General features: G+C 63.0%; 17 protein-coding genes. 10 read left to right on the forward strand and 7 right to left on the reverse strand.

The features are described 5' to 3' along the window. Window positions 1-59 precede the first annotated feature (59 nt). Together BHMPCIPO_RS10150 and BHMPCIPO_RS10155 are read left to right on the forward strand one after the other, a co-directional pair. Window positions 60-1,478 (forward strand): aminotransferase-like domain-containing protein, encoded by a 1,419-nt coding sequence (locus tag BHMPCIPO_RS10150; protein WP_173516612.1) that lies wholly within the window; start codon window positions 60-62, stop codon window positions 1,476-1,478. A gap of 92 nt (window positions 1,479-1,570) precedes the next feature. Beyond that, entirely contained in the window at window positions 1,571-2,152 is a 582-nt protein-coding gene (locus tag BHMPCIPO_RS10155; RefSeq protein ID WP_173516613.1) for an acyloxyacyl hydrolase, read from the forward strand. A gap of 45 nt (window positions 2,153-2,197) precedes the next feature. On the opposite strand, the gene BHMPCIPO_RS10160 is transcribed toward BHMPCIPO_RS10155, so the two are convergent. Continuing rightward, on the reverse strand, window positions 2,198-2,365 hold the full coding sequence (locus tag BHMPCIPO_RS10160) for a hypothetical protein (protein ID WP_173516614.1): 168 nt from the start codon (window positions 2,363-2,365) through the stop codon (window positions 2,198-2,200). On the opposite strand from BHMPCIPO_RS10160, the gene purL reads away from it, so the two are divergent. Both purL and BHMPCIPO_RS10170 read left to right on the forward strand, forming a co-directional pair. After that, window positions 2,352-4,583 carry a phosphoribosylformylglycinamidine synthase subunit PurL gene (gene purL, locus BHMPCIPO_RS10165; RefSeq protein WP_173516615.1) on the forward strand — a complete coding sequence of 744 codons (2,232 nt, stop codon included), beginning with the start codon at window positions 2,352-2,354 and terminating at the stop codon, window positions 4,581-4,583. The two genes, BHMPCIPO_RS10160 and purL, sit on opposite strands and share 14 nt — an antisense overlap. Before the next feature lie 44 nt (window positions 4,584-4,627). Then, the gene (locus tag BHMPCIPO_RS10170; RefSeq protein ID WP_173516616.1) at window positions 4,628-5,533 is read left to right on the forward strand and encodes a LysR family transcriptional regulator; all 906 of its coding nucleotides are present in this window, start codon (window positions 4,628-4,630) and stop codon (window positions 5,531-5,533) included. Here the strand turns inward: BHMPCIPO_RS10170 and BHMPCIPO_RS10175 are convergent. Beyond that, window positions 5,519-5,974 carry an ester cyclase gene (locus tag BHMPCIPO_RS10175; protein WP_173516617.1) on the reverse strand — a complete coding sequence of 152 codons (456 nt, stop codon included), beginning with the start codon at window positions 5,972-5,974 and terminating at the stop codon, window positions 5,519-5,521. The two genes, BHMPCIPO_RS10170 and BHMPCIPO_RS10175, sit on opposite strands and share 15 nt — an antisense overlap. 302 nt (window positions 5,975-6,276) lie before the next feature. On the opposite strand from BHMPCIPO_RS10175, the gene BHMPCIPO_RS10180 reads away from it, so the two are divergent. The 5 genes from BHMPCIPO_RS10180 (at window position 6,277) to BHMPCIPO_RS10200 (ending at window position 10,496) form a co-directional block, all read left to right on the forward strand. Continuing rightward, window positions 6,277-6,510: a BolA family protein gene (locus tag BHMPCIPO_RS10180; RefSeq protein ID WP_057248940.1), complete on the forward strand. Its 234-nt coding sequence runs from the start codon at window positions 6,277-6,279 to the stop codon at window positions 6,508-6,510. A gap of 6 nt (window positions 6,511-6,516) precedes the next feature. After that, a complete protein-coding gene (locus BHMPCIPO_RS10185) occupies window positions 6,517-6,765 on the forward strand; it encodes a hypothetical protein (RefSeq protein ID WP_173516618.1) in 249 nt (82 codons plus the stop codon). A gap of 235 nt (window positions 6,766-7,000) precedes the next feature. Beyond that, the gene (gene grxD / locus BHMPCIPO_RS10190) at window positions 7,001-7,339 is read left to right on the forward strand and encodes a Grx4 family monothiol glutaredoxin (RefSeq protein ID WP_173516619.1); all 339 of its coding nucleotides are present in this window, start codon (window positions 7,001-7,003) and stop codon (window positions 7,337-7,339) included. 480 nt (window positions 7,340-7,819) lie between these two features. After that, entirely contained in the window at window positions 7,820-9,058 is a 1,239-nt protein-coding gene (locus BHMPCIPO_RS10195) for a multidrug effflux MFS transporter (RefSeq protein ID WP_173516620.1), read from the forward strand. A 148-nt stretch (window positions 9,059-9,206) separates the two neighbouring features. After that, complete coding sequence (locus BHMPCIPO_RS10200) at window positions 9,207-10,496, forward strand: multidrug effflux MFS transporter (protein WP_173516621.1); 1,290 nt, start codon at window positions 9,207-9,209, stop codon at window positions 10,494-10,496. A gap of 120 nt (window positions 10,497-10,616) precedes the next feature. Here the strand turns inward: BHMPCIPO_RS10200 and BHMPCIPO_RS10205 are convergent, their stop codons facing one another. From BHMPCIPO_RS10205 to BHMPCIPO_RS10225, 5 genes are all read right to left on the reverse strand, one after another. Beyond that, window positions 10,617-11,441 (reverse strand): inositol monophosphatase family protein, encoded by an 825-nt coding sequence (locus tag BHMPCIPO_RS10205; protein WP_173516622.1) that lies wholly within the window; start codon window positions 11,439-11,441, stop codon window positions 10,617-10,619. Beyond that, a complete protein-coding gene (gene ttcA, locus BHMPCIPO_RS10210; RefSeq protein WP_173516623.1) occupies window positions 11,438-12,322 on the reverse strand; it encodes a tRNA 2-thiocytidine(32) synthetase TtcA in 885 nt (294 codons plus the stop codon). The genes BHMPCIPO_RS10205 and ttcA overlap by 4 nt, the downstream gene beginning before the upstream one ends. A gap of 133 nt (window positions 12,323-12,455) precedes the next feature. Beyond that, on the reverse strand, window positions 12,456-13,403 hold the full coding sequence (locus BHMPCIPO_RS10215; RefSeq protein ID WP_173516624.1) for a glutaminase: 948 nt from the start codon (window positions 13,401-13,403) through the stop codon (window positions 12,456-12,458). A 136-nt stretch (window positions 13,404-13,539) separates the two neighbouring features. Then, window positions 13,540-14,157, reverse strand: coding sequence for a 30S ribosomal protein S4 (gene rpsD / locus BHMPCIPO_RS10220; RefSeq protein WP_173516625.1), 618 nt, complete (start codon window positions 14,155-14,157; stop codon window positions 13,540-13,542). A 227-nt stretch (window positions 14,158-14,384) separates the two neighbouring features. After that, window positions 14,385-14,912, reverse strand: coding sequence for a MarR family winged helix-turn-helix transcriptional regulator (locus BHMPCIPO_RS10225; RefSeq protein WP_173516626.1), 528 nt, complete (start codon window positions 14,910-14,912; stop codon window positions 14,385-14,387). Window positions 14,913-15,028: 116 nt separating this feature from the next. On the opposite strand from BHMPCIPO_RS10225, the gene BHMPCIPO_RS10230 reads away from it, so the two are divergent. Continuing rightward, window positions 15,029-15,364: a cupin domain-containing protein gene (locus BHMPCIPO_RS10230; protein WP_173516627.1), complete on the forward strand. Its 336-nt coding sequence runs from the start codon at window positions 15,029-15,031 to the stop codon at window positions 15,362-15,364. The last annotated feature ends 10 nt before the right edge of the window (window positions 15,365-15,374 follow it).

Consider the following 15,374-nt stretch of genomic DNA (forward strand, 5'->3'; position numbering starts at 1 on the left):
CTATCGTTGTCTTGGTGATAATTGACATATTTCGCGCTGTAACCTAAAGAATTGTCACTATGACAAATTGGCTCCCGGACATTCAGCAGGGTCACGGTCCGCTCTATGCGCGGATTGCCGACCAGATCGAACAGGCAATCGGCAGTGGCGCCCTTCCCGTCGGCGCCAAATTGCCACCCCAGCGCAACCTCGCCTACGATATCGGCGTGACAATCGGTACGATTGGGCGCGCCTACAACATCGTGCGCGAACGCGGACTGGTGAGCGGCGAAGTCGGCCGCGGCACCTATGTGCTCGATCATCCCGAGAGCCGCCCGCCGGAACAGGCGGATCCGCTGACGACCTCTCTCGCCGGCACCCGGCCGCTCGTGGCACCTGCCGGAAAATTGCGATTTGACAGCACGGCGGCACCTGATATCGGCCAAGGCACGGTGTTGAGCGAGTTGCTTGGCGAAATCAGCCACGACCACCATGCGGACATTGCAAGCTACGCACGCAACTTTCCGGACCATTGGTTCGAGGCGGGTTGCCTGTGGCTGGCGCGCGGCGGCTTCCGCCCGAAGCCGGAAAACATCGTGCCGACGCTCGGTGCCCATGCGGCCGTCGTCGCGGTCATCACTGCGGTCACGGCGCCCGGCGACCGCATCGCTTTCGAGACGCTCACCTATTCGCAGGTGAGTCGCAGCGCCGGCCTCGTCGGCCGCCGCACGACGCTGGTCGAATCCGACGAGTTCGGCATGATCCCGGAGGATTTCGAGCGCGTCTGCGCCCAACAGCATCCGAAGCTCGCCTTCCTGATGCCGAGCGCACAGAACCCGACCGTCGCCGTCATGCCGCTTGCCCGCCGCCAGGCGATCGCCGAGATCGCCCGCAAATATGGCGTCTGGCTGGTGGAGGACGATCTCTATGGTGCGATGACCGGTGATCAGACGCCGCTCTTGGCTGAGCTTGCGCCGGAACGCACCTTCCTGGTCGGCGGTCTTTCTAAGTCGGTGGCAGCCGGTGTTCGCGGCGGCTGGGTCGCCTGCCCTCCGCATTTCAGCCAGCGCATCCGCATTGCGCACAAGATGGTGAGCGGCGGCCTGCCGTTCATCCTGGCTGAGCTTTGCGCACGGCTCGTGCTTTCCGGCTCGGCTGCAATCCTGCGCAGCAAGGGCATCGAAGAGGTGCGTGCCCGCGAGGCGATGGCTCGCGAAATCTTCGAGGGCATCGAGTTCACCTCGCACCCCTGCATTCCGTTCCTCTGGATGAAGTTGCCGGATCCGTGGCTCTCCGGCACGTTCAAGCAAGCGGCACTGCAGGAAGGCGTGCTCGTCGATGACGAGGACGAGTTCAAGGGCGGACGCACCGACCGCGTCTTCCATCGGATTCGCATCGGCTTTTCCTCGCCGCCGGACCGGGCCCAGGTGAGCGCAGGTTTTCAGACGCTGAAGCGGCTGCTCGACAGCGGGCGCGCCGGTTACGACAGTTTCGAGTAACTATGAAAATCGACGGGGTGACTTTCGTGCAAGGTTGCGCAACATACTACTTTAGCAGTTTTGCGCACATGATTCGCTCGTAAGGATTCCGCATGCCGCTACCCGTCAACGCCGCCTCGTCGCTTCGCCTCGCCTATCTTCTTCTCGCTACGACCACGTTGACCATCGCCGCACCGGCCTTTGCTGCGGATGGCGTTTTCGATGAGATGCGCTTCGGCGTCACGACGTCGATCGCTTCCGGCGACAAGCAGGAGGACGGGGTGTTTCCGTCGTTCACCGTGTATTTCGATCCGCTCGATGCCGATGGGGCGATCGACCTCGGCGAAAAGCTGCTGCGGCCGCGCATCCATGCGGGCGCAGCGGTTGCGACGTCGTCCAACGGCGTCAATCAGGCCTATGCCGGTTTGAGCTGGACCTTCGACATGACGAAGCGCCTGTTCGTCGAGTTCGGCGCCGGCGGTACGGTTCATGACGGCGACCTCGACAATCCGAATGGTTCCGGGCCGGAGCTCGGCTGCCGCTTCCTCTTCCGCGAATACGCCGCTGCCGGTGTCCGTCTCGATGAGCACTGGAACGTCTCGGCAACCGTGGAACATGCTTCGCATGCCAATCTGTGCGACGGTCCGAACAATGGCTTGACACGCGCCGGCCTCGCGCTCGGTTACAAGTTCTGACGGCGGCCGCCGCACGAGCCTTCGGGAAAGCTCTCTCCACGGGCGTCAGCCGCTGTTGATCGCCCGTATTTTTCTGTCGCGCCGCGCCGCAGCATAGGCTAAAGAAGCCGCAAAGCGCCCCCTGTTTCTGTTGCGGTTCGCACGCGCCATATTCCTCTTAAGTGAATTGCGCGCCGCCCGAAGGATTTGACGGTCGACGATGACGATTTCCAACACCCGCCCCATCACCCCGGACCTCATCGCATCGCACGGGCTGAAGCCCGACGAATACGAGCGCATCCTGAGCCTGATCGGGCGCGAGCCGACCTTTACCGAACTCGGCATCTTCTCGGCGATGTGGAACGAGCACTGCTCCTACAAGTCTTCGAAGAAGTGGCTGCGCACGCTGCCGACCAAGGGACCGCGCGTCATCCAGGGCCCGGGCGAAAACGCCGGCGTCGTCGACATCGATGACGGCGACTGCGTCGTCTTCAAGATGGAGAGCCACAACCACCCATCCTATATCGAGCCCTACCAGGGTGCCGCGACCGGCGTCGGCGGCATCCTGCGCGACGTCTTCACCATGGGCGCGCGCCCGGTTGCGGCGATGAACGCGCTTCGCTTCGGCTCGCCGGATCATCCGAAGACCCGCCACCTGGTTTCGGGCGTCGTTGCCGGCGTCGGCGGTTACGGCAACTCCTTCGGCGTTCCGACCGTCGGCGGTGAGGTCGAGTTCGACGCCCGCTACAACGGCAACATCCTCGTCAACGCCTTTGCCGCCGGCCTCGCCAAGAGCGACGCTATCTTCTATTCCAAGGCCGAAGGCGTCGGCCTTCCGGTCGTCTATCTCGGCGCCAAGACCGGCCGTGATGGTGTCGGCGGCGCGACCATGGCGTCCGCCGAGTTCGACGAGTCGATCGAAGAGAAGCGCCCGACCGTTCAGGTCGGCGACCCCTTCACCGAAAAGTGCCTGCTCGAAGCCTGCCTCGAACTGATGCAGACCGGCGCCGTCATCGCCATCCAGGACATGGGTGCAGCCGGCCTTACCTGCTCGGCGGTCGAAATGGGCGCCAAGGGCGACCTCGGCATCGAGCTCGATCTCGACAAGGTGCCGGTGCGTGAAGAGCGCATGACCGCCTACGAAATGATGCTGTCGGAAAGCCAGGAGCGCATGCTCATGGTGCTGGAGCCCGCCAAGGAAGAGGTTGCCAAGGCGATCTTCGTCAAGTGGGGCCTCGATTTCGCGATCGTCGGCAAGACCACCGACGACCTACGCTTCCGCATCCTGCACCAGGGCGAACAGGTCGCCGATCTGCCGATCAAGGAACTGGGTGATCAGGCACCGGAATATGACCGCCCCTGGACCCCGGCAAAGACCCCTGCTCCGCTGGCAACCAACGACATCCCGGCTGCCGATGTCGCAGACGCGCTCGTCAAGCTCGTCGGTTCGGCCAACAACTCGTCGCGCCGCTGGGTCTACGAGCAGTACGACACGCTGATCCAGGGCAACTCGCTGCAGCTTCCCGGCGGTGACGCCGGCGTCGTCCGCGTCGAGGGCCACGCCTCCAAGGCGCTCGCCTTCTCGTCCGACGTGACGCCGCGTTATGTCGAGGCGGATCCTTACGAAGGCGGCAAGCAGGCCGTCGCCGAGTGCTGGCGCAACCTGACGGCAACCGGCGCGCTACCGCTGGCGGCCACCGACAACCTCAATTTCGGCAACCCGGAGCGTCCGGAGATCATGAGCCAGTTCGTCCATGCGATCAAAGGCATCGGCGAAGCCTGCACGGCGCTCGATTTCCCGATCGTCTCCGGCAACGTCTCGCTCTACAACGAGACCAACGGTCAGGCGATCCTGCCGACCCCGACGATCGGCGGGGTGGGCCTGATCAAGGACTGGTCGAAGATGGCGCGCATCCGCTTCGCGGCGGAAGGCGAGACGATCCTGCTCGCCGGCGCGCCGGAAGGCCTCGGTTCGCACATCGCCCAGTCGGTCTACATGCGTGACATCCATGGCCGCACCGACGGTCCGGCGCCGCATGTCGATCTCGCCCACGAGCGCAAGGTCGGCGACTTCGTCCGCGGCCTGATCGTCGACGGCCTTGCGACGGCCGTGCACGACTGCTCGTCGGGTGGCCTGGCGCTTGCCGTCGCCGAAATGGCGATGGCCTCGGGCATTGGCGCTACCGTCGACACGGTTGCCGGTCACGACCCGATTGCGACCTTCTATGGCGAAGACCAGGGCCGTTACGTCGTCACCGTTGCTGCCGGCGCGCTCGACGCGGTTGCAGCACGGGCGAAAGCCGCTGGCGTCTCGCTCCCGGTCATCGGCAAGACCGGCGGCGATGCCGTCAAGCTCGGCGACGCCGGGGCGGTTCCGGTCGCCGATCTGCGTGCTGCCCACGAAGCCTGGTTCCCGGAGTTCATGCAGGGCGACCTCGCGCCGGAGAACTGAGACAGGAACAGCGCCATCACGGCGGATGATTTTCCGGACGCGCCATGTTCGATTGGAACGACCTGAAATATTTTCTCGCCGTGGCGCGCACCGGCTCTACGCTTGCCGCTGCACGTAGCCTCAGGGTCAATCAGACGACCGTCGCTCGCCGGATCGATGCTCTTGAGCGCGGTCTCGGCCTTGCCCTCTTCGTGCGCCTCCCGAACGGTTATCGCCTGACGGAGCGCGGGGAAGCGACCATCGCGCTCGCCGAACAGGTCGAGCAAGGCGCGAGCACGCTGGCCGACACCGCACGCGGGTGGAACCGGGCGATCGCCGGAACCGTGCGTGTGACCACGACGGAGATTCTTGCGATCGACGTGGTGGCGCCGCTGGTCTCCGAACTGCGCAGCCAGCACCCGTCATTGTCCATTGAATTGATCGCCGATGATCGCAGGCTCGATCTGTCGCGCGGTGAAGTGGATGTCGCGCTGCGCGTCGGCTCCTGCCCGGAAGAGCCGGGCATCGTGCGGCGCCGGCTTGCGACCAGCGTGTGGGCACTTCATTGCGCCAAATCCTACGCCGCGCGCCACGGCTTGCCCGGCGCCATCACCGACCTCGGCCGACATGAGATCGTCGGCGGCACCGGCGGCCTCGCGGGATTGGGACCTCTCATCGCCTTGCGGAAAGCGGCACCTGACGCCTCGATCGGGATCCACTGCAATTCCGTGCCCAATCTGATCGCGGCGGTCCGCTCCGGGGTCGCCGTTGGCCCGCTTCCGTGCTGGGCCGCTTCCGCGGACGACGACTTGCTGCGCTGTCCCATTCCCGAACTCGAGGCCCGTTCGGATATCTGGCTCCTCTATCACGAAAGCCTGCGCGAGAGCCCGCACGTGCGGCTGTTCCGCGAAGCGGTGACGGCTCGCTTCGAAGCCGTTCGCCACCGGTTCGAGGGCCTAGGCGGTTTCTGACCTATCTTCCGTTGCGGCCGGACAATGGCTCGCCGAGCCTGGAAAGCCCAGTTGCCGCGCCTGCGAGCCGCCGTCCCGTGCGCCCCAACGCCGGGCGATCTTGCCGTCGGCGAGCTCGAACCATTCGATCGCCTGCAGCTCGTAGGAACGGCCGGTCGGTTGCTCGAAGTCTAGAAACGGCCCGGTCCATTTGCCGCTTTCGCGCAGGCGAACCACGACGGTGTCGCCGTCGGCAACCATGGACAGGACCTCCAGCCTCATGTTCAGCCCATGATGAAGGTCGTGCCAGACGCGTGCCGCAAAATCGAAGGCACCGGCGCCCACCACTCCCTGGATCTCCGCGTCGGCGGTAAAGAGCGGGCGCAACGCCTCGATGTCCCCCGCATTCATCGCCTGCACATAGGCTTTGACCGTCGCCCTGTTCGCCTGATCTCGTGGCATATGACCTCCCTGCCGGCGCCCGGCACATCGGCACGGGCGCTGTTGAAATGACGGGGCGGCAATGGCCTTTCGCCTCGTCTTGCCGCCCCGTCGCGCATTAGAGAGGAACCCGCATTTCGCTGCTATCAGCTTTGTCGCAGCGACCCTCTGCAGATTTGCAGAACGGCGATTGCTGTCGACACCTCGTTGCTGCTCACCTGATTCAGCATTTGCGTTCCGCCCCTGAATCGTGGTTCCCTGATAGTATGGAGCGGTGCAGGCGACGCTGCCGGCACTGCAGAAAAACAAGGAGTTGGCGTATCATGCCCATGACACCAGGCGACATCGAAGACATGATCAAGGCCGGGATTCCCGGTGCCAAGGTCACGATCCGCGATCTGGCCGGTGACGGCGACCACTATGCCGCCGAAGTCGTGGCCGAAGCGTTTCGCGGCAAGACCCGCGTGCAGCAGCACCAGATGGTCTACAATGCGCTCAAGGGCAACATGGGTGGTGTTCTGCACGCCCTCGCCCTGCAGACAAGCGCGCCGGAGTGAGCCGGAATGGCTGATCTGATCAAGGAACTTGTCAGCGGCGTCGTTGACAGCGCGCTGAAGGAAATCCTCAAGAAGACCGGCGTCAAGCGAACTTCGACCAAGCGGACAAAGCGCCGGGCACGGACAACCTCGTCCGCCGGCGGCGGTATCCTCGGGGATATCCTCGAGGCGGCCATTCGTAAACCGGCGAAGAAGCAGGTCAGCCGTCGTCGAACGGCCGCGGCCCGCAGCAAGACCCGGCGCCGCACGGCCTGACGACTGCATGTTTCCTTAATTCCTAGCCGATTTAAGGATAAACATGCAGCAGATCATGGTGCTGCAGCGATCTTTCCGCGTCTGGTACGGCGCGTGAAGCGGTAGTGGTAATAAAACCACATCTTGAGGACCATCAATATTTGTTGCGATTGGGTGGTGAAAATCACCGATATGCATGCTATCTAAGACCCAATCGATATCCGGCCCTTGAAGCCGGCGCAGGAAGGAAGACAAGATGAGCGGAATTCACGAATTCATCGACAACGAAGTCAAGACGAACGATGTGGTACTCTTCATGAAGGGTACGCCGCAGTTCCCGCAGTGTGGCTTCTCCGGTCAGGTGGTCCAGATTCTCGATTACATCGGCGTCGACTACAAGGGCATCAACGTGCTCGCCGATGCGGACCTGCGCCAGGGCATCAAGGATTACTCCAACTGGCCGACGATCCCGCAGCTCTACGTCAAGGGCGAATTCGTCGGCGGTTGCGACATCGTGCGTGAAATGTTCCAGGCCGGCGAGCTGCAGTCGCACCTCGAGGCGCAGGGCATTGCCGTCAAGGGCGCCGTCGCCTGATCTAAGGACGCCTCGTCCCGATCCATCGGAGAAGGCGGGCAACCGCCTTTTTTGATTCCGGCCGTACTTCCGGATTGCCTAATTTTCGTTGTCCTTCTGAAGGCCTTGCGCGTGCGGTTCGCGCAGGTGCCGCCAAGATACGTTCAGAGCGTGCTTCCTTCATGAACGCATTCCAGCGTTCGAGTGTGGAGCGAAGGGTCGGGGCCCGGCCTGTCATGAATCGGTTGCGATCGTTCGGCATAAGCTGCCTGCGAGAGGCTCTCGCCTCGCCCTTTGGCGCCGGAAAGTCCGGTTCCCTGCCCGTCGACGCTTCCCTTGCTTCATGCCGGCCCGGTCCGCGCGGTTTCAAATCGCCCCGGCTGCCCCCGCTCGAGATTTGAAAAGCCAGTCGGCATGACGCCAACCGGCACCTTCTTTTCCGGATCTCTCCGGATCAACCTGTTCCGCTTGCGCCCCGTGCGCCGTTAGGACTTTTTGAAAATGACAAGCACGACCAACGACGACGCCCTGCCAGGCCTCAGCAAATCTCAGTTCATCGCGCTGATGGCCATGCTGATGGCGACCAACGCGATCTCGATCGACATCATGTTGCCCGGTCTGCAGGAGATCGGCGCCAGCCTCGGCGTTGCCTCTGAAAATGAGCGGCAATACATCATCACCGCCTATCTGCTCGGCATGGGCGTGGCGCAGCTGTTCTTCGGCCCCCTTTCGGATCGCTTCGGGCGCAAGCCGTCGCTTCTCGCCGGCCTCATTCTCTACGCCGTCTGTGCGTTGGCGATCGCAATCGTGCCGAGCTTCGGCCTCCTGCTGGCGCTGCGCTTCGTACAGGGCGCCGGTGCTGCGGCCACGCGCGTCATCACCATCTCGATCGTCCGTGACGTCTATGGCGGCCGGCAGATGGCAGAGGTGATGTCGCTGGTCATGATGGTCTTCATGATCGTGCCGGTCATCGCCCCCTCGATCGGCCAGCTCATCATCAGCCTTACCGAGTGGCACATGATCTTCGTGGTCGTCGCGCTCTATGCCGTGATGAACATTGCGATCGTCTCCTCAAAACTCGGCGAGACGCTCGATCCGGCCCATCGCCGCGATTTTACGCCGTCGGTCATACTCAGCGGATTTCGTATCGTGCTGACGAACCGGCTGTCGCTGCTCTATACGCTTGCGACCTCCGTCATTCTCGGCGCGCTTTTCGGCTTCATCAATTCGGCGCAGCAGGTGCTCGTCGGCGTCTACGACCTCGGCGTGTGGTTTCCGCTTGTCTTCGCGGCATTTGCCAGTATGATGGCGGTCGCTTCCTTCACCAATTCCCGCCTCGTCCGCCGCTTCGGCATGCGGCCGTTGTCCCATGCGGCACTCATCGGCTTCACGCTGGCGAGCTTCATCTGGATGTCGGCCTCGCTCTATGCGCCGCTGCCCTTCCCGGTCTTCGTGGTCCTCTACTGCGCCACGATGTTCCAGTTCGGGCTGATCGCGCCGAACTTCAACGCCATGGCCATGGAGCCCCTCGGCCACGTTGCCGGCACAGCCTCCTCGGTACTCGGTTTCACGCAGACGATCGGAGGAAGCGTGATCGGCGCTGTCATCGGCCAGTTGTTCGATGGAACCGCGACACCTCTTGCAACCGGCTACTTCACCGTCGCCGTAATCGGTCTCGTTTTCGTTTTCATCGCCGAAGGCGGCAAGCTCTTCAAACCACACCATCAGCCGGCCGGCTGATCGCTACAGCGAGGCGTGTCTCATCGACTCGAAAAGATCGCTGTAGCGCTTTGAAATGCTGCATGTTTTGTCCCTATCGGGGACGCCTCCAGGAAACATGCAGTCGAGCCGGCCAGTCTTTTTCAAGATTGAATTTACGGGTTTCCCAATGTCCACCATCACCAATCAATCCGAACATATCGACGGAGTTTCCGGAGCAGAGCGCCTCAACATGGGCCTCTTCGAATTCATCATCACCATCGCCGTCATGACGGCGAGTGTTGCGATCGCCATCGACAGCATGCTGCCGGCGCTACCGGCCATTGGCCAGTCCTTGAACGTCGCCAGCACCAACGACAGCCAGTTGGTGATCGGTGTCTTCTTCCTCGGCTTCGGCATTTCGCAGATCTTCTTCGGCAGTCTTTCCGATGCCTTCGGCCGCCGCAAGGTGCTGCTCGGCGGCCTTGCCTTCTTCACCGCGTCGATGTTTGCGGCTGCCCTCACCGAAAGCTTCGAGACGCTGCTTGTCCTGCGCTTCATCCAGGGCATCGGTGCTGCCGCAATCCGCATCACCACCATGGCGATCGTGCGCGACTGCTTCGGCGGCCGCGAGATGGCGCGCGTCATGTCCTATGTAATGATCGTCTTCATGATCGTGCCGATCGTTGCGCCCTCGATCGGCCAGCTCGTGATCCTCTATGCCAACTGGCACTGGATCTTCATCCTGATCGGCGTCATCGGCGCGGTCCTGTTCGCCTGGGCCCTGTCCCGCATGAAGGAGTCCCTGCCCCGCGAGGAGCGTATGCCGCTCTCCGTTGGCGCCGTCGCTTCGGGTTTCAAGACCGTTCTCACCAACCGCATCACCTGCGGCTACATGATCGGCATGACGCTTTTCACCGCGGTCATCTGCGCCTACATCGTCACGGTCCAGCAGATCTTCGGCGAGGTCTACGGCCTCGGTGACTGGCTGCCGATCGCTTTCGCCGGCACGGCCGGCGGCATTGCGGTGGCGAACTTCGCCAACGGCTTCTTCGTCCGCAGCTTCGGCATGCGCCGCATCTCGCACGTCGCGATGATGCTGTTCACGCTGATCTCGGTCGCAGGCTTCGTGATGTCGCTATCCGGCACGCCGGCTTTCGTCGTCAGCTACCTGATGTTCTCGGTGCTCCTGATGTTCTTTGCGGTGATCGCGACGAACTTCACCGCGATCAGCCTGGAACCGATGGGGCACCTCGCAGGCACAGCGACGGCGATCACCGGCTTCGTCTCCACCACGGGCGGAGCTTTGATCGGCGGCGCCGTCGGCCAACTCTTCAACGGCACGCTGCAGCCGCTCTTCGGCGGTTTCGCCCTCTTTGGCATCCTGACGATCCTGGCGACGCTCTGGGCGGAGAAGGGCAAGCTCTTCACCCATCCCGGCGACAAGGATGTCGCCATGGATCACGGTGGCCACATGTAACTGCAGCGCCGCGCGTCGCTTGAGATGCGCAAAAGGTCACTTTCAGTTGCCGCATGACATGAAAAGGCCCGCCCGGAACGATCCCGGGCGGGCCTTTTGATTCAGGATCGGCTGTCGAAATCAGACCGTGAAGACCTCGCGGCGAAGCGTCTCCCAGCTTTCCTTGTCGGTCGCGAGCAGCAGTCCGCCATTGAGATGCGCCGGCAGGTAGGGCGAACCGTCAAAGCGGGCGGCATGGGCACCGGCCTCCTGCGCGATCAACGTTCCCGCCAGGTGATCCCAGGGCATCAGCTTCTGGTACATCAGGAAGTGGATGTGACCGGCGGCGAAGATACGGTACTCGTGGGCGGCGCAGCGGTAGCTGGTGGCCATGCGGACCTTCGCCATATTGGCCATGACTTCGCGCCGTGCTTCCTGCTTGTAGAAGCCTGTCGATGCAACCCCGACCATGGCTTCGAGCGGCACGCCGGCCGTGACCGAGAGACGCTCCTGCGATCCATCCGGACGGCACATCCAGGCGCCAGAGCCTTTCTCGGCGATCGCCCAGTCGTTGCCGAGCGGATCATAGATGATGCCGGCGACCGTCTCACCCTTCGAGACGACGCTTGCCATAACGCCGAAGAGCGGCAGGCCCGCGGCGAAGTTGAAGGTGCCGTCGATCGGGTCGATGACCACGGCGAGATCGGCATCGGTGAGCTTGTCGAGCAGCGCCGGATCGGCCGCAACCGATTCTTCGCCGACGAACAGAGCGCCCGGAGCCACCTCCTCGATACGCGACTTCATCAGCCGCTCCGCGGCCTCGTCGCCTTCGGTCACGAGATCGATCGCCTCCGTCTTCATCCGGACGTCGTCTGCCCCGAGATTGCGGAACCGCGGCAGGATCTCTTTGACCGCCGCCTCCTGCATGAGGTTGGCAAGGCCGGCGATATCGACGGAATGGCTCATTCTTTGGGCTCCGGAGCGAGGGACAGGAAATCGAACAGCTTGGGATCGAGCAGATGCGACGGGTTCACGTGGCCGAGCGCGCGTAGCATCGTGTCCTTGCGGCCGGGCATGCGCCGCTCGATATCGGAGAGCATCGCCTTCATCGCGTTGCGCTCGAGGCCGTCCTGCGAGCCGCAGAGATCGCAGGGGATGATCGGGAACTCCATGGCCGCAGCAAACTTGGCGAGATCGTCCTCGGCCGCATAGGCGAGCGGACGGAGCACCATCAGGTCGCCCTCGTCGTTGAGAAGCTTTGCCGGCATCGAGGCGAGCCTCCCGCCGTGGAAGAGGTTCATGAAGAAGGTTTCGAGAATGTCCTCGCGGTGGTGGCCGAGCACCAGCGCGTCGCAACCCTCCTCCCGAGCGATGCGGTAGAGATTGCCGCGGCGCAGCCGCGAACAGAGCGAACAGTAGGTGGCTCCCGTCGGCACCTTCTCCTTCACGATCGAATAGGTGTCGCGGTACTCGATGCGATGCTTGACGCCGATCGACTGCAGATATTCCGGCAGGATGTGCTTCGGGAAGTTCGGCTGCCCCTGGTCGAGATTGCAGGCGATGAGTTCCACCGGCAGCAGCCCGCGCCATTGCAGGTCCATCAACAGCGCCAGCAGGCTGTAGCTGTCCTTGCCGCCGGAAAGGCCGATCAGCCAGCGCTTCGCCCCCTTCAGCATGCCGAAATCGTCGAGCGCCTGGCGGGTCTGGCGAAGGAGCCGCTTGCGCAGCTTGTTGAACGAGACGGAGGACGGCATGCGGCTGAACAGCGGATGTGTGCCGGCGTCGAACTCGCCCTCATCGAAAGCGGTTTCGGCCTGATCTTGCGACGCGTTGAGCGAAAGGTCCATGGCGGGGATCCTGTGCGGCAGGCGCGGGCGCAACCGGCGCCCGGCAAATCTTGGGCCAGCACTTGCCCACTCCGGCCGTCAAGATCAAGGGAAATCGGCCGGATGAAGGAGACTGACGGAGACGGAGCTCGTTCTAGGGGCCGAACACCGACCAGCCGGTGCGCGCCGCGAGCATTTCGAGCGCCAGCGAGCCGAGCAGCGAATTGCCGTTTTCATTGAGCCCCGGCGACCAGACGGCAACGGACGCCTTGCCCGGTGCCACCGCCAGAATGCCGCCGCCGACGCCGCTCTTTCCGGGCAGGCCGACGCGGTAGGCAAAGTCGCCCGAGCCGTCATAGTGGCCGCAGGTGAGCATCAGCGCGTTGATGCGTCGTGCCCGCTGGCGCGAGACGACGTTGTGACCCGTCAGCGGATTGCTGCCGCCGGCGGCCAGGAACAGCCCGGCCTTGGCCAACTGGCTGCACGTCATCGAAAGCGCGCAATGGTGGAAATAGACGCCGAGCACATGCTCTACCGGATGGTCGAGCCGGCCATAGGAACGCATGAAATTGGCAAGTGCGAAGTTCCGGTAGCCCGTGGCCGTCTCGGAGCGCGCCACTTCGTGATCGATGACGATCTGGTCGTCGTCGGCAAGGTAGCGGATGAACTGCACGATCTCGCCGATCAGTTCCCGCGGCGTATGACCCGCGAGGATCAGGTCGCTGATGGTAATGGCGCCGGCATTGATGAAGGGATTGCGCGGCTTTCCGCCCTCATGCTCGAGCTGGACGATCGAATTGAACGCCGAGCCGGACGGCTCGCGGCCGACACGGTGCCAGATGTTCTCACCGTGCTTGCCGAGTGCCAGCGTCAGCGTGAAGACCTTGGAGACGCTCTGGATCGAAAACGGCACTTCTGCGTCGCCGACCCGATGCACCTTGCCATCGGTCGTTACGATCGCCATGCCGAAATGTTTGGGGTCGACGCGCGCGAGCTGCGGGATGTAGTCGGCAACCCTGCCCTGGCCGAACCTCGGGCTCAGCTCCTGATGGATATCCTCGATGATCGCCTGCAGGTCCTGCGGAGCGTTCTGCTCGGGCATCGGCTTCCCTCTCACTCATCGCCTGTTGAAGGGATGAAATCGCGCCATGGACGGCAGCGCAACGGTGACCGCCGCCGACAAAAAAACCGCCCGTTTCCGGGCGGTTTTCGATACGTCACAAGGCGTAAGCCCCGGATTAACGCGAATAGAATTCGACGACCAGGTGCGGTTCCATGACGACCGGGTACGGAACGTCGGAGAGAACCGGAACGCGGACATAGGTCGCAACCATCTTGTTGTGGTCGACTTCGATGTAGTCCGGAACGTCGCGCTCAGCGAGCGAAACCGATTCCAGAACGGTCACGAGCTGCTTGGACTTTTCCTTGACTTCGATGACGTCGCCCGGCTTGCAACGGTAGGAACCGATGTTGACGCGGACGCCGTTAACCTTGACGTGGCCGTGGTTGACGAACTGACGGGCAGCGAAGACCGTCGGAACGAACTTGGCGCGGTAGACGATCGCGTCGAGGCGCGACTCGAGCAGGCCGATCAGGTTTTCCGGGGTGTCGCCCTTGCGGCGGGCAGCTTCAGCGAAGATCGCGCGGAACTGCTTCTCGCGGATGTCGCCGTAGTAGCCCTTCAGCTTCTGCTTGGCGCGCAGCTGTACACCGAAGTCCGAGAGCTTGGACTTGCGGCGCTGGCCGTGCTGGCCCGGGCCGTATTCGCGGCGGTTCACCGGAGACTTCGGACGGCCCCAGATGTTTTCGCCCATACGGCGGTCAATTTTGTACTTGGACGATTCGCGCTTGCTCATCGCATTTCCTTTCAAACAGTTACACCGGCCTGTTTCCAAACCGGATCAAGGAAACACGCCCTCCTCTGAACCCATTTTCGGGGTTCTGACAGGTTTCTCACGATCACGCTGACGGAGAAGCCACGGGACATGTCAAATGAAACACCGGACATTTCTGCCCGGCGTTGGGGCGGCTTTAGTGGGTCCGGCCCCTCTTGTCAAACGAAATCGTGGCAATCGGCATCCGTTCATGCCGGCTCAACGGCGTCTGCCCGCTCCAGCGAGACGAGCAGTTTCCTGAGGAGCCCAGCCAATGCGGCGCGGTCCTCCTTGCTCAGCCCTTCGAGATACCGCGCTTCGCTGGCCATATCCGCACGAATCGCCGCCTCCGCAAGCGCCATTCCCTTCTCGGTCAGTCCGACGACGCTGCTGCGGCCATCGGATGCCGAGCGCTCGCGCACGATCAGCCCGGCCTTCTGCAGCCGGTCGAGCCGGTGCGTGAGCCCGCCCGACGAAATCATCAGAAACCTATAGAGGTCGGTCGGCGTCAGCCGGTAGGGCGGGCCGGATCGTCTCAGCGTCGAGATCACGTCGAACTCGCCGCGGTCGAGGCCGAAGGCGGCGAAGGTCTCCTCGATTGAAGGACGCACCAGATTGGAGAGCCGGTAGGCCCGCCCCAGGATCGTCATCGGCTCGGTGTCGAGATCGGGCAATTCCCGCGCCCACTGCGCCTGCAACCGGTCGACGTGGTCCCTCTCCGCTTCCTCATCCTGCATCGTTCACTCCGGGTCTCCCGATATATCTTGACGAGAAGATAGTTTTGAATAATACCTTCTCACGAAGATAAATCACGCCGCGCCTAAAGCCAACCGGACCGAAGATGGAGGCCAGAATGTTTCACGTCATTCCGCGTGCGGAGCAGAAGCAAAGCCCCAACCGAACGATCCTCTTCGAAGGCGGCCAATACGGTACGCCGATTACGCTCTTCCTGATGGATGCCGAGCCAGGCCAGGGACCGGCGCTTCATGTCCATCCTTACCCGGAGACCTGGATCATCCACTCTGGCGAGGCTGAGTTCACCGTCGGCAGACAGACCATCACGGGCAAGGCCGGCGACATCATCGTCGTAGCCCCGGAAACGCCGCACCGCTTCGTCAATACCGGCACCAGCCGGTTGCAGATGACCTGCATCCATGCGTCCGACCGGGTCATTCAAAGCTGGGTCTGACGCCGGCTAC

The organism is Ensifer sesbaniae, from assembly GCF_013283665.1.
Taxonomy (GTDB): domain Bacteria; phylum Pseudomonadota; class Alphaproteobacteria; order Rhizobiales; family Rhizobiaceae; genus Ensifer; species Ensifer sesbaniae.